Source organism: Cryptosporangium minutisporangium, from assembly GCF_039536245.1.
Classification (GTDB): domain Bacteria; phylum Actinomycetota; class Actinomycetes; order Mycobacteriales; family Cryptosporangiaceae; genus Cryptosporangium; species Cryptosporangium minutisporangium.
The window spans coordinates 19,882-33,019 of record NZ_BAAAYN010000048.1 but is presented as its reverse complement, the minus strand read 5'-3'; the positions used below and the strand labels follow the sequence as shown (position 1 = coordinate 33,019).

Annotated in this window: 11 protein-coding genes; 2 read left to right on the top strand and 9 right to left on the bottom strand. The window is 71.3% G+C overall.

Annotated features, from left to right (window positions below):
* Positions 1-105 precede the first annotated feature (105 nt).
* The 9 genes from phoU to ABEB28_RS34070 form a co-directional block, all read right to left on the bottom strand.
* Complete coding sequence (gene phoU / locus ABEB28_RS34110; RefSeq protein ID WP_345732386.1) at positions 106-759, bottom strand: phosphate signaling complex protein PhoU; 654 nt, start codon at positions 757-759, stop codon at positions 106-108.
* A gap of 198 nt (positions 760-957) precedes the next feature.
* Positions 958-1,734: a phosphate ABC transporter ATP-binding protein PstB gene (pstB, locus tag ABEB28_RS34105; protein ID WP_345732385.1), complete on the bottom strand. Its 777-nt coding sequence runs from the start codon at positions 1,732-1,734 to the stop codon at positions 958-960.
* A 50-nt stretch (positions 1,735-1,784) separates the two neighbouring features.
* The gene (pstA, locus tag ABEB28_RS34100) at positions 1,785-2,861 is read right to left on the bottom strand and encodes a phosphate ABC transporter permease PstA (RefSeq protein WP_345732384.1); all 1,077 of its coding nucleotides are present in this window, start codon (positions 2,859-2,861) and stop codon (positions 1,785-1,787) included.
* Between the two features lie 2 nt (positions 2,862-2,863).
* Positions 2,864-3,898, bottom strand: coding sequence for a phosphate ABC transporter permease subunit PstC (pstC, locus tag ABEB28_RS34095; protein ID WP_345732383.1), 1,035 nt, complete (start codon positions 3,896-3,898; stop codon positions 2,864-2,866).
* Between the two features lie 130 nt (positions 3,899-4,028).
* A complete protein-coding gene (gene pstS / locus ABEB28_RS34090; protein WP_345732382.1) occupies positions 4,029-5,123 on the bottom strand; it encodes a phosphate ABC transporter substrate-binding protein PstS in 1,095 nt (364 codons plus the stop codon).
* Between the two features lie 412 nt (positions 5,124-5,535).
* Complete coding sequence (gene ggt, locus ABEB28_RS34085; RefSeq protein WP_376981584.1) at positions 5,536-7,317, bottom strand: gamma-glutamyltransferase; 1,782 nt, start codon at positions 7,315-7,317, stop codon at positions 5,536-5,538.
* Between the two features lie 120 nt (positions 7,318-7,437).
* Entirely contained in the window at positions 7,438-9,486 is a 2,049-nt protein-coding gene (locus ABEB28_RS34080; protein ID WP_345732381.1) for an IPT/TIG domain-containing protein, read from the bottom strand.
* A gap of 73 nt (positions 9,487-9,559) precedes the next feature.
* Positions 9,560-10,474, bottom strand: coding sequence for a mycothiol synthase (mshD, locus tag ABEB28_RS34075; protein WP_345732380.1), 915 nt, complete (start codon positions 10,472-10,474; stop codon positions 9,560-9,562).
* An 81-nt stretch (positions 10,475-10,555) separates the two neighbouring features.
* Entirely contained in the window at positions 10,556-11,269 is a 714-nt protein-coding gene (locus ABEB28_RS34070; protein WP_345732379.1) for a winged helix-turn-helix transcriptional regulator, read from the bottom strand.
* On the opposite strand from ABEB28_RS34070, the gene ABEB28_RS34065 reads away from it, so the two are divergent.
* Complete coding sequence (locus tag ABEB28_RS34065) at positions 11,253-12,185, top strand: alpha/beta hydrolase family protein (RefSeq protein ID WP_376981954.1); 933 nt, start codon at positions 11,253-11,255, stop codon at positions 12,183-12,185. The genes ABEB28_RS34070 and ABEB28_RS34065 overlap by 17 nt on opposite strands.
* Positions 12,182-13,096 carry a hypothetical protein gene (locus ABEB28_RS34060; RefSeq protein WP_345732377.1) on the top strand — a complete coding sequence of 305 codons (915 nt, stop codon included), beginning with the start codon at positions 12,182-12,184 and terminating at the stop codon, positions 13,094-13,096. Before ABEB28_RS34065 ends, ABEB28_RS34060 begins: the two co-directional genes overlap by 4 nt.
* Positions 13,097-13,138: the final 42 nt, after the last annotated feature.

The window sequence follows — 13,138 nt, the reverse complement described above, 5'->3', positions numbered from 1 at the left end:
CCGACGCCGGTATCGGACGACAGGTTCCGCGAACATACCCGCGCCCGGTCCGCCGAACCGAAGATGGCGGACCGGGCGCGGGTAATGACGCGTCACCGGTCGGAATTACTCGGCGGCAACCTCGACGGCCACGCCGGTGACCAGGTACAGCACCGCGTCGGCGATCGCGACCGCGTGGTCGGCGAACCGCTCGTAGTAGCGACCCAGCAGCGCTGCGTCGGCCGCCGCTTCGGCGCCGTGCGGCCAATCGCCGGCGATCTGGCGGAACAGCTCCAGGCGCAGGCGGTCGACGGTGTCGTCCTCGGCCTCGAGGCGGGCCGCGTCGGCGGTATCCCGCGACCGCAGCGCCGCCGCGGCGTCCACCGCCATCTGCTGTGCCACCTCGCCCATCTGCCGGAACACCGGAACCAGCAGATCTGGGATGACGACTGCCGGGTGGCGCCGCTCGGCGGTCTCGGCGATGTGCGCGGCCAGCGATCCCATCCGCTCGATGTTGGCGCCCAACCGGACGACGGTCACCAGGACCCGCAGGTCCGATGCCACCGGCGCCTGCAGCGCGAGCAGGTCGTACGCCGTGCTCTCCAACTCGGTCAGGCGCTGCCGTAACGCCCGGTTGGACTCCTGGGACCGCTCGGCCGCGGCCAGGTCGGCTTCCAGGAGTGCGACGGTGGCCTGCTCGATCGCCGCGGCCGCAGTTTCGGCCAGTCCGGCCAGGGTGTCCTCGGCCGCCGCGAGATTGCGGCGGAATTCCTCACGCACGGGAATGTCTCCTCGCAGAACATGTCCTGCTGCCCCGGGAGGTCCGTCCCGCCGGGGTACGACTGTGCGATCGCCCGACCGCCGTTGCGTCGGGCGGAAGGCCGCTCGTAGCGGCCGGCCGGGTCCCGATCCCCGCCCCCGCGCGGGGACCGGACCCGTCGCGCGTCGCCCGACGTATCGGGGCGACCGCAAGGCCGGTCAGCCGAAGCGACCAGTGATGTAGTCCTCGGTGCGCTTGTCAGTGGGGTTGGTGAAGATCTTCTGGGTGTCGTCCATCTCCACCAACTTGCCGGGCTTGCCGACGGCGGAGAGGTTGAAGAACCCGGTCCGCTCGCTGACCCGCGCGGCCTGCTGCATGTTGTGGGTGACGATGACGATCGTGTAGTCGGTCTTGAGCTGCTGGATCAGGTCCTCGATCGCGAGCGTCGAGATCGGGTCCAGCGCCGAGCACGGCTCGTCCATCAGTAGGACCTCCGGCTCGACCGCGATCGCCCGGGCGATGCAGAGCCGCTGCTGCTGCCCGCCGGAGAGGCCGGCACCGGGCTTCTTCAGCCGGTCCTTCACCTCGTTCCAGAGGTTCGCGCCCTTGAGCGACTTCTCCACCGTGTCGTCCAGGGCACCCTTCTTCTGCCGGCCCTGGAGCTTCAGCCCAGCGATGACGTTGTCGTAGATCGACATCGTCGGGAACGGGTTCGGACGCTGGAACACCATGCCGATCGTGCGGCGGACGTTCACCGGGTCGACCGAGGAGCCGTAGATGTCCTCGCCCTGCAGGAGCACCTTGCCCTCGACGCGCGCACCCGGGATGACCTCGTGCATCCGGTTGAGCGTGCGGAGCACGGTGGACTTGCCGCAGCCGGACGGGCCGATGAACGCGGTGACCGAGCGCGGCTCGATCGACATCGACACCCCCTCGACCGCCAGGAAGTTGCCGTAGTAGATGTTGACGTCTTTGACTTCGATCGCCTTGGACATGGCGGGTGCCTCTTTCGGGTTACGTCCGGGGGTTGGCTCGGCGGCGAGACTCAGCCGCGGGCCTTGGTGAACCGCCCGACGAACCGGGCGAGCAGGTTGAAGACCATGATGATCGCGATCAGCGTGACCGCCGCACCCCACGCACGGGCCGTGCCCGGGGCGTCCGCGTTACCGGCCGCGCTGCCGAGCTGCGAGTAGATGAACGTCGGCAGCGTCGACATCGCGTCCGAGGTCGGGTCGAAGTTGATCTTCGCCTGGGTACCGACGAGCAGCAGCAGCGGCGCGGTCTCACCCATCGCGCGGGCGATCGCCAGCATGACGCCGGTGACGATGCCGCTGAACGCGGTCGGCAGCACGACCCGAACGATCGTCTTCCACTTCGGCACACCGAGCGCGTACGACGCCTCCCGCAGTTCGTGCGGCACCAGGCGGAGGATCTCCTCGGTGGACCGGACGATGACCGGCAGCATGAGGATGACCAGCGAGAGCGCCCCGGCGAAACCGGACTTCTGGAAGCCGAGCGTGAGCAGCCAGAACGTGAAGATGAACAGACCGGCGACGATCGACGGGATACCGGTCATCACGTCGACGAAGAAGCTGACCAGGCGAGCGAACTTCTTTCCCTCGCCGTACTCGACCAGGTAAACCGCGGTCAGTACCCCGATCGGCACCGCGAAGACGGTCGCGATCCCGGTGACGATCAGCGTGCCGATGATCGCGTGGTACGCGCCACCGCCGAAGCTGTCCTCGCTGATCGTGAACATCGAGTGGGTCAGGAACCCGCCGTCGATGACGCTCAGGCCCTTGGACAGCGTGTAGTAGATGATCGAGATCAACGGGGCGATCGCGAGGACGAACGCCGAGTACACGAACGTCGTGAACAGGCGGTCGGTCGCCTGCCGCCGGCCCTCGACCGCGAAGCTGGCGGCGGTCAGCGCGACGACGAACAGCAACGCGGCCAGCACCGCGAACCGGGCCCTGTTGAAGCTGTCACCGGTCACCGCGAAGATCAGCGCGCTGACCACGATGGCGCCCGCGCCGATCGCCCACGGCGTCCAGTTCGGAAGCTTCTGGCCGCGCAGGTTGCTCTCGCGGAGTTCGGACGGGGAAGCCTGGAGAGTAGCCATGATCAGGCCTCCTTCTTGCGACGCACGATGAGCTGCGACAGCGAGTTGACGATCAGCGTGATGACGAACAGGCAGAGACCGGACGCGATGAGCGCGCTGGTGCCGATCTCGCCGGCCTCGTCGTACTTGTTCGCGATGTTCGACGCGAACGTGACGCCGCCGTTCTCGGTGATGTGGATGCTCACGTTGTAGGCGCTGGCCAGGATGATCGTGACGGCGAGCGTCTCACCGAGCGCGCGGCCGAGGCCGAGGATCGCGGCGGAGACCATGCCTGCGCGGCCGAACGGCAGTACCGAGAGCCGGATCATTTCCCAGCGGGTGGCCCCCAGCGCCAGCGCCCCCTCCACGTGGGCCGGCGGGACCTGGCGGAACACCTCGCGCGTGATCGCAGCGACGATCGGCAGGATCATCACCGCGAGCACGACGCCGACGGTGAAGTCCGAGCGGTTACCGGGGATGTCGTCCGGCCGGTAGTCGAAGAGCGGGATCCAGCCGAGGTACTGGTCGAGGAAGAGCGTCAGGCCGGTCATGTTCGGCACGAGGAAGAACAGACCCCACAGGCCGTAGACGACCGACGGCACCGCGGCGAGCAGGTCGACCAGGTAGGCCAGGCCCTGCGACAGCCGCCGCGGAGCGTAGAACGTGATGAACAGCGCGATGCCGATCGCGACCGGCACCGCGATGACCATCGCGATGATGCCGGTGACGACCGTGTGGTACGTGAGCGCCGCAATTCCGAATATCGACGGACCACCCGGCTCGGACGCGTCCGGCGCCCACGTCTTCTCGGTGAAGAAGTTGCCGTCGTTCGACGTGAACGCATCGATCGACTTGTAGATCAGGAACGCGGCGATCGCACCCATGATCGCGAGCAGCACGGCCCCGGCGCCGGTCGAGATGAACTTGAAGATGGCGTCGCCGCCGCGGGTCGACTTCTGCCCACCGAGGCCGCCACCGGACTTATCCGGTGCGGGCGCCCGACGCTCAGGCGGCGCGGGGACGGTGGTGGTGGCTGGTTTCGTGGAGGGGTCAGCCATGACGTACTTCCTCTGGACTTCAGCGGCCCGGGGGCCTGGGGGCAAGAGACGGCCTGCACACGCCCGAGCCGGGCGAGGACGCTGTGGTCCTCACCCGGCCCAGGCCGACGGACAACTCAGGCAAAACTTGTCAGGCGATGGCGGCGGCGGCGGTCTGAGCCTTGGTCAGCAGCTCAGCCGGCAGCTTGGAGTAACCGGCGTCCGCCGCGGCGGCCTGCCCGGCGTCGCTGACCACGTAGCTGAGGAAGCCCTTGGCCAGCTTCGCCTCGTCTGCGGTGAGGCCCTTCTCGCAGGTGATCTGGTAGGTCACCAGCACGGCCGGGTAGGCACCGGCCTCCTTCAGCCCGTAGTTGAGCTTGAGCTTCAGGTTGTTGCCGTCGAAGTCCTGCTCGGCGGCGGCGATCGCCTTACCGACGGTCTCGTCGGAGATCTCGACGGCGCCGGCGCCGGTGTCGATCGCGGCGGTCTTCAGGCTGTTCTTCTTGGCGTCGGGGGCGTCGACGTAGGAGACCGAGCCGTCCTTGCCGGTCACCGCGGAGACGATGCCCGCCGAGTCGGGCGCGCCGGTGCCGACGGTGCCCTTCCAGCCCTTACCGGTGCCGAGCTTCCAGGTCTCCGGGGTCTGCGCCTCGAGGAACTTGGTGAAGTTGTCGGTGGTGCCGGAGTCCTTCGACCGGAAGACGACCGAGATCGCGGTCGCAGGCAGCGTCACGCCGGAGTTCGTCTTGGCGATCGCCGGGTCGTTCCAGGTCTTGATCTGGCCCTGGAAGATCTTCGAGATCGTGGCCGGGTCGAGCGTCAGCTTGTCGATGCCCTTGACGTTGAAAACGATCCCGACCGCGGTGGCCACACCGGGGATGTTGATGGCCTTACCGGTCTTGCAGCGCGCGTCGGCCGCGGTCTGCTCGTCGTCCTTCAGCGCCGAGTCCGAGCCGGCGAACGCGACCTTGCCGGCGGTGAACTCCTTGACGCCCGCGCCGGAACCGGTGGCGGCGTAGTTGATCTGCGCGCCACAGTCCTTGGCGTACGCGGTCGTCCACGCGTTCATCGCGGTCTTCTGCGCGGACGAGCCGGAGGCCGAGATCTGGCCCTCGGCACAGTTCGGGTTGCTGCTCGCGCTGGAGTCAGAGCTCGCGGTGTCGACGTTGTCGGAACCACAGGCGGAAATGGCGAGCAGGCTGGCAAGCGCAATCCCGGCGATGGCGCCAGTGCGGTGCAGCTTCACGTTCAGGTCCCTCCGAGGGGTTACTGCCCAGACCTCTGGGGCCGGCTTCTGTCGCCGGTCGTTCGGAACGCTAGGTAGCGAAGGTGACGCGCTCCCCGGGCCTAAATGAACGCACGGTGAACTCCGTTCGTTGCGGAATTAACCGTCTCTGCACAGCTCAGTGGCTATTAGGTGAACGAGATCACGCCCCGCGATCACGATCCAGTATCGCCCGACCGGCCTTTACTCTGAGTGATTACCGTCAAAACGGATCTTTCGCTCAGATGGCGGTGGCAGCGCCGCAGGTTACCCACCGAATGCCGAATTTGCACTAGGGGCGCCGATCACGGCAGCGAACGCCGTCAATGGACGGTGAACAGCGGTCGCGTCGCGGGGAGTTACCAGCACCACAGCGAGGGCGGGCGCCTGGAGACTACCGGCGAACCACCGCTGCGGACCCACCACCTCGGCGGGTGGGCTCGGCCGCCGCGAGCACGCGGCCGTCGGGCAGGAACTCGACCGCGGCAACCGCGCCGATCTCCGCCACCGACGCGAACCGCCACCCGAGCGCGGTCAGCGCCGTGGTGTCGAAGCCGGGCTCCGCGTCCACCGCGGCCCCGTTGCGTCCGGACGCGCGGGGAGCCGCGATCGCCGCCGGCAGCGTCAACCCGCGATCCAGCCGACCGAGCAGCACCTGTAGCACCGTCGTGATGATCGTGGCGCCGCCCGGCGATCCGAGCGCGAGCAGCGGCTTCCCGTGGTCGAGCACGATCGTGGGCGACATCGAGCTACGCGGACGCTTGCCCGGGCCTGGCAGGTTGGGGTCCGGGACGCCCGGCGTCACCGGCGTGAAGTTGAAGTCGGTGAGCTCGTTGTTGAGCAGGAAGCCCCGCCCGGGAACGGTGATCCCCGACCCACCGGTCTGCTCGATCGTGAGCGTGTAGGCGACGACGTTCCCCCACTTGTCCGCGACCGTGAGGTGCGTCGTCGACGGTCCCTCCTCACCCGCGCCGACCGGCGCCCCAGCCGGGATCGGGCACTCCGCGCCGGCCGCGCGCGGATCACCCGGCGGCTGTGGGGTGGTCAACGCCCTCGCCGGGTCGAACAGGCAAGCACGAGTGGCGGCGAACCGGTCGGAGAGCAGCTCCCGGACCGGCACGTCCACCGCTGCCGGGTCACCCACCCAACGGTTGCGATCGGCGAAGGCAAGCGTCGTGGCGGTCAGGTAACGGTGCAGGTACTGCGTCGGGTCGACGCCCTGGAGACCGATCCGTTCGAGGATGTTGAGCGCCTCGCCGACGGTGGTGCCGCCGGAGGACGGTGGCGCCATGCTGTAGACGTCGAGGCCGCGGTATCCGGTGCGGGTCGGTGCCCGGAACGGCGCCGTGTACCTGGCCAGGTCGGCCATGGTCAGCTGGCCCTTACGGACGATCCGGGTAGCCGCCGGGTCGACCGGGGGGTTCTGCGCGGTCCGGACGACGTCCGCGCCGATCGGGCCGGTGTACATCTGCTGCACGCCCCCGCGGGCCAGCTGCTCGTACGTGCGCGCCAAGTCGGGGTTGCGCAGCGTGGTGCCCACCGCCGGAGGCTGCCCACCCGGGAGGAACAACCTCCGGGTAGCCGGGAAGTCGGCGAAGCGGGCCGCGTTGGCGGCGGTCTGGTCGCGGAACGTCGCGTCGACGACGAAGCCCTTCCTCGCCAGTGCGGTCGCGGGCCCGAGTAACCGGGACAGCGATCGGGTGCCCCACGCGTCGAGCGCACGGTCCCATGTCCGCGGCGTACCGGGGACACCGACGGAGAGGCCGCTGGTGACCGCCTCGGCGAACGGGATCGGGGTGCCGTTCTCGGTGAACACGGTCGACGTGAAGCTCGCCGGCGCGGTCTCGCGGCCGTCGATCGTGCTGATCTTCTTGCGCTTGGCGTCGTAGAAGACGAAGAAGCCGCCGCCCCCGATGCCGGCGGAGTACGGCTCGGTGACGCCGAGCGCCGCGGCCGTGGCGACGGCGGCGTCGACCGCGTTGCCGCCGCGGCGCAGGACCTCGATGCCGATCGCGGTCGCGTCCGGGTCGACGGACGACACCGCCCCGCCGTGTCCGACTGCGGTCGGGCTTGCCTTCGGTGGGGCGGCTGCGGTCGCGGGGCCAGCGACGACCAGGGCTAACGCCGTCACCGCGCCTCCGGACAGAACACCCAGGAGCCGACGCTTCTTCGCCACGGGGGCCTCCCCAGCGCAGACGACCGTCCTCGGAGAAGCATCGTGCCCCGGCCGGCACGGGCTCGCCCCCGTAACGGAGGTTCACGCCCGGATGCGTCGAATGCCCCAACGCCCGGACCGTCACACGAGGAGGCGGCGGAAGGCTCGGTCGAAGTCCGGGTAGGAGCCGAGTCCGAGCGTGGCCGGCTCCGAATGCGCTGTCGCCGGGCGCCGGGGGCGGCCCGTCGCCGACACCCGTCTGGCCGGTTCCCAGACCATCAGGACGGCCACCAGGAGCAACGCCCCGATCAGGCCGGCGCCGGTGGCCGCGGCGACCCGTTGCGTGCTGTCGGAGACGGCGCCGGCCGTGCCGACGTAGATGAACTGGCCGGTGGCGACCCCGGCCTTGGTGACTACCCGCACCGTGCTGCTCCCCGGACGGCACGCCGGTGCGGTGAACGTCAGCGACGTCCCGTCGCCGCTCACCTCGACCGCGCCGGTCGGTACCTGCGCGCCGCAGACCACGACCGCGGTCTCGGCCCCGCCGAGGTTGGTGCCGGTCACCGTGATCGCCGCGCCGCCGTCGACCGGGCCGCGGGCGGGCATCAGGCGTGCGATCGTCGGGCCGGCGATCGCGGTCGCGCCCGGCGCGAGCGGGGTCGGGGTCCCCGGCGCGGGCGCACCCGGCGCTGGCGCGCCGACCGTCGGCAGGGACGGGGGCCGGAGGCCGCTCGCTGGGGGGCGGGCGAAGGTGAGCGGCGGCGCGGCGGCGGTGAGGCTCTGCGGGAGTCGGTCCACGGGTGCCGCGGGCGGGCCGATCAGCAGCGGGTTCGCGGCGACCTGCTCTTCGCGGGCGGGGGTGCCGCTCCGGCCGGCGCCCGCGCGCACGCGATCCGCCGCCTTCCCACCCGAGGCCGCCGCCGGAGCCGCCGGAGCGCCCGCCGCGGGCGGCGCCGCCTCCCGAACCGAACCCGGAGCCGTGCCGGGGGCGCTGGTCGGCGCCCGACCGCTCGTTGCCGGCCGCGTCGCGCCGCTGGGCGCGGCGGCCGCCGGGGTGCCCGCGGCAGGAGTGGTGCTTCCGGGTCGGTTGGCGGTAGGCGCGGTGGTGGTGACGCCGATCCGGCCCGTCCCGGCAGGCTCGGCACTGTCCGGGCGACGGGCAGACTGGGCGCCGTCCGGGCGGCCGGGCCCCACGTCACGGCCAGGCCCCACGTCACGGCCAGGCCCCACGTCACGGCCAGGCCCCACGTCACGGCCAGGCCCCACGTCACGGCCCACCGCAGGTGGGGTGTCCGAGCCGGTGGCGGCGGGTACGCAGCCGGCGGCGGCCAGCCGCAGCGTGCCGAGATCGACCGGTGCCTCGTCCCTCACCGTCGCGAAGATCCGGGCCTCGACCTCGGCGTGCGCGCCCTTGGCGTCCACGTTGGCGGTTCGGTGCAGGTCGACGCGGACCCGCAGGCCGCCGACGGTGGGCACCGTGGCCGTGCCGGACAGCGTGACGACCCGATCCGTGAACTCCGCGGGCCGTCCGGCGATCCGGAGCCCGGCGACGGCCGTGGCCGTGGTCGGCTCGGCCGAGCCGCGCGGCGGGCAGCTCACCTGGGCGCCGATGCGGTCGGCGGTCAGCACGCGAGTGCCGAAAGCCGTGAGCGTGAACCGGCCGAGTGCTGCGGAGGCGCTCGATCCGGACGTGTTCCGCGCTGCGTCGGCGGTGACGACGCCATCCGTGACCAGGCTGCCCGCGTCGACCTTGATCGGTACGCCGGTCACCGCGCTCTCGCCGCCCGCGGAGGGCGCGTCGGCCGTGACACCGTCGCTGGAGAGCTCGGCGAAGCTCACGTCCGCCGCCCGCACCTCCGCAGCGGCGAGCTCGACGCGCAGGACCCGCGCCGACGCCTCGCCGGCCGACTCGACCAGTCGGGTGTGCGCGCTCGCCGGGGTCGCGCCAGGGGCCAGTACGAGCGGCACGGCACACACGGCCACGAGCAACACCGCTCGAAGCCCGGTCGTCCGGGCCCGAGACCGCATCCGCGGCGAGCGACGGCCGGCACCGGCCGTGGTCCGGATGCGGAGAAGCGGCAGCGTCAGCCCTCGACCGCCCCAGACGCAGCCCGCGCCGAGGATGAGTAGGACGACACCGCCCAGCCCCGTCCCATCGACACCGGCCAGGTCCACGGAGACGGTATGCATACCTACAAAGGTACGAATGCCCCAATACGGGTGTTAAGGCGCCCCTCGGGTGCAGTTCGGGTGCAGAACCGGATCAACCCGTCCCGTACATCACGTGCGTCTCGCAGACCTCGAAGCCCAGACCGGCGTACATCCGGACGGCGCGCGCGTTGGACTCGTCGACGTACAGGGCGGCCTCGGTCGCGCCGGTGTTCTTGAGGTGGTCGAGCCCGGCGAGAGTCAGCGCGGTCCCGAGCCGGAGCCCCTGCGCGTCCGGATCGACCCCGACGACGTACACCTCGCCCTCCGGGCCGGGAGCGCCGTCCGCGGTGAGCTCCCGCTTCGTCCAGTGGAAGCCGAGCAACGTGGTGGGCTCGTCCGCCGGCACCGCGAGCAGGAAACCCGCGGGGTCGAACCAGGGTTCGCGCTGCCGCAGCTCCAAGTCGTGCCGCGTCCACTTGCCCTGCTCCGGGTGGGTCGCGAACGCCCGTGCGTTGACCCGCAGCCAGGCCGCGTCGTCGGCGCCGACCACGAACGGTCGCAGTCGGACGTCGTCCGGCAACCGAACGGGCGGCAGCGGACGCTCCAGCGGCCGGCACATCTTGAACAGCACCCGGGAGCGGACGAGACCGAGCGAACGGGCCAGTGCGAGGGCCGCCGGGTGCTCGCCGTGCGCCCAGATCGCGAGCGGCACACCGGCGTCGCGCGCCGCCGCGAGCGCCGACTCCACCAGACGCCGGCCGAGACCTTTGCCGCGGAACGCGGGATGGACCACGACTTCGCCTGACGCGTTCCCGGCGTCCTTCGCGACCTGTGCGTAGCCGACTACCCCGTCCGACTCGCGCGCGAAGAGATGAACGACGTCCGGATAGTCCGCGGGGTTCCGCAGCGCCAGCAGGGTCTGCTCGGAGAGCGGGCCGACGCCGTCGGTCGCGGTCGCCGCCGCTGCCAGGGCCAGTACGGCTTCGATGTCGTCGAGACCCGGAATCGCACGTTCGTCAGTCGCCACGACTTGGAACTTTAGGCCGGACTCCGCACCACTAAACCGGGGCCGCCCGGCGCGGGCGACTCCCGGTTCAAGGGACGTGGGTCAGACGACGCTCAGCACGGGGTCGACCTCGGGCAGCGTGCGCGGCGGCGGGGTGACGAACTTGTAGCCGACCTGACGCACGGTACCGATCAGCGCCTCGTGCTCGCTGCCGAGCTTCGCCCGCAGCCGACGGACGTGGACGTCGACGGTGCGGGTGCCACCGAAGTAGTCGTAACCCCAGACCTCGCGGAGCAGCTGGTCACGCGTGAACACGCGCCCCGGGTGCTGGGCGAGGAAGCGGAGCAGCTCGAACTCCTTGTAGGTGAGGTCGAGCGGGCGGCCCTTGATCCGGGCCGAGTAGGTCTGTGGGTCGATCACCAGCTCGCCGGCGCGGACGACGCCCGGCTCGTCGTCGGCGGCCTCGTTGCCGTTCTTGCCGGTGGCCAGGCGCAGACGGGCTTCGACCTCGGCCGGACCGGCCGTGGTGAGCAGGATGTCGTCGACGCCCCACTCGGCGTTGAGGGCGACCAGACCACCCTCGGTGAGCACGGCGAACAGCGGAACGGTGAGGCCGGTCGTACGGAGCAGCCGGCAGGTCGAGCGGGCGCCGGCGAGGTCGCTACGGGCGTCCACCATGACCGCGTCGGGGGTCGGCCCGCCGAGCAGCGCCTTCAAGTCGCGCGGCGCGGTCCGGACGGTGTGTCCAAGAAGATCCAGGGCAGGGAGGACGGTCGCAGCTTCCGCTTCGCCAGCCGTCATGAGGAGGATTTCCATGGGCCACCTCCGGGTGAATCGATCCGGCGGGCGGCGCTGCCCAGGTCCCGCCCCGACGCGTGCGGTCCGGAGCGTTACGGGCAGGATAACAACAGTGGACAGCGGAGAGCCGGTGCTCCTTCTCACAGAGGACCAAATTCAGCTTTTCGGTTCCTGGTGGCCAGCCACACCGGTAGCCGATGAGCCGGCGGTCAACGGCCGACCCGGGCGCAATTCCGACACTTTGATCATCTTCATCCCCGGCTTCACCGGCCACGCGCGGGTTGCGGCAGTGCGTCGGCTCGTTGTCCGGCTGCGACGCCGTGCGGACGTATTCGTCGTCGAACTGCGCGGACACGGACGTAGCGCCGGTGTGTCGTCGATGGGCGCCCATGAGGTCGCCGACGTCGCGGCGGCCGTGGAGTGGGCGCGCCGACAGGGTTACGCCCGGGTGGCGACCGTCGGCTTCTCGTTCGGTGCAGCGGTGGCGCTGTGCCACGCCGCGCTGCGACGCGGCCCCGACGAGCGGGTGGACGCGGTCGCAGCGGTGAGCACGCCGTCGCGGTCGTTCGTCCGGGACACCCCGGTCATGCGGGCGCTGCACGTCCTGGTCGAGACACTGCCGGGGCGTCTGGTGGCGCGCACGGTCTTCAAGGTGCGGCTCGCCCCACCGACCGAAACGCTCCCACCCGCACCCCTGGAGTTGATGTCGGCGCTCGCACCGACGCCGGTGTTGCTGGTGCACGGTTTGGACGACCACTACTTCCCCGTCGAGCACCCCTTGGCCCTCGCAGCGGCGGCCGACGGTCACGCCACCGTCTGGCTCGAAACCGGGTTCGCGCACGCGGAGAACCGACTGCCGGTGCCGCTCGCCGATCGGCTCGGACGATGGCTGGTGCAGGCCGCCGCAGCGGAACCGCCTCGGGTACACCCGTGACCACCGAGGACGTCAACCCCGTCTGGCACGATCGGGGCGTGCAGCCGCGTCCCCCTTCTGAACCGCTGGGCTCGGAGCCGCTCGGCGACGCGTTGGTCGCCGGCGGCACCCGCCCCGTGGCCGGTACGGCTGCCACCGCCGGCGTCACTGCGCTGGTCGGCGGAGCGGTTCTGGGCGGTGCCGCGTTCGCGGGCCCGCTGCCGTACGCGATCGCGATCCTCGTCGCCCAGCTCGCGCTGGTCGGTACCTGGTGCGTGGTGACCCGCCCGCCGGGGACGCTCGGCGCGGCCGTCGTCGGGGTGCTCACCGCGATCGCCGCCGACGCGGTCGCACTGGCCACCGGCGAACGCGGGGCCGGCGGACTGGTCGCGGTGCTGGCGTGCGCTTTCGGCGCGACAACGTTCACCCAGCTGGCCCGCGGCGTGAAGCGGCGCAACGTCACCGAGTCGTTCGGGTCGACGCTGACGGTGGCGGTCGCCGTCGTCGCGCTCGCCACGACGGTCGCGCTGCGCCGGGCCGACAACCCGGACCTCGTCACGCTGATCGTCGTCGCGGCCGCGGTGGCGATGGTGGTCGCCCGGGCGACCGATCTGGTGCTGCCGCGGCCGACCGCGCACCGGGACGTCCCCCGCGGTGTCATCGGGCCGGCGCTGGGGAGTGCGGTGGCCGCCGGAGCGTCGGCGCTCGGCGTCGGGCTCGGGCTGGACCTGCCGCTCGGCCCGGCGACACTCGTCGGCTGGCTGGTCGGAACCGCGGCGGTGCTCGCGGACCTCAGCGTCGACTTCGCCCGCGCGGGCCGGCTCGCGGCCGGCGGCCGGCCGACCGGAGGGCTCGCCGGCGCCGCCCTGGGCCCGCTGGTGGCTCTCGCTGTTGCGGCGCCGATCGGATACCTGGTCGGTCTGACGCTCTGACGCGGGCGGTAGCACCCGCCTGGTAAACACGGCGTCGGACAT

Coding starts and splice junctions, on each gene's coding strand:
- pstB (WP_345732385.1), bottom strand. CDS start 1,734: ATGTCCAAGGCGATCGAAGTCAAAGACGTCAACATCTACTACGGCAAC.
- ABEB28_RS34080 (WP_345732381.1), bottom strand. CDS start 9,486: ATGCATACCGTCTCCGTGGACCTGGCCGGTGTCGATGGGACGGGGCTG.
- pstA (WP_345732384.1), bottom strand. CDS start 2,861: ATGGCTACTCTCCAGGCTTCCCCGTCCGAACTCCGCGAGAGCAACCTG.
- ABEB28_RS34065 (WP_376981954.1), top strand. CDS start 11,253: ATGAGGAGGATTTCCATGGGCCACCTCCGGGTGAATCGATCCGGCGGG.
- pstC (WP_345732383.1), bottom strand. CDS start 3,898: ATGGCTGACCCCTCCACGAAACCAGCCACCACCACCGTCCCCGCGCCG.
- ABEB28_RS34070 (WP_345732379.1), bottom strand. CDS start 11,269: ATGGAAATCCTCCTCATGACGGCTGGCGAAGCGGAAGCTGCGACCGTC.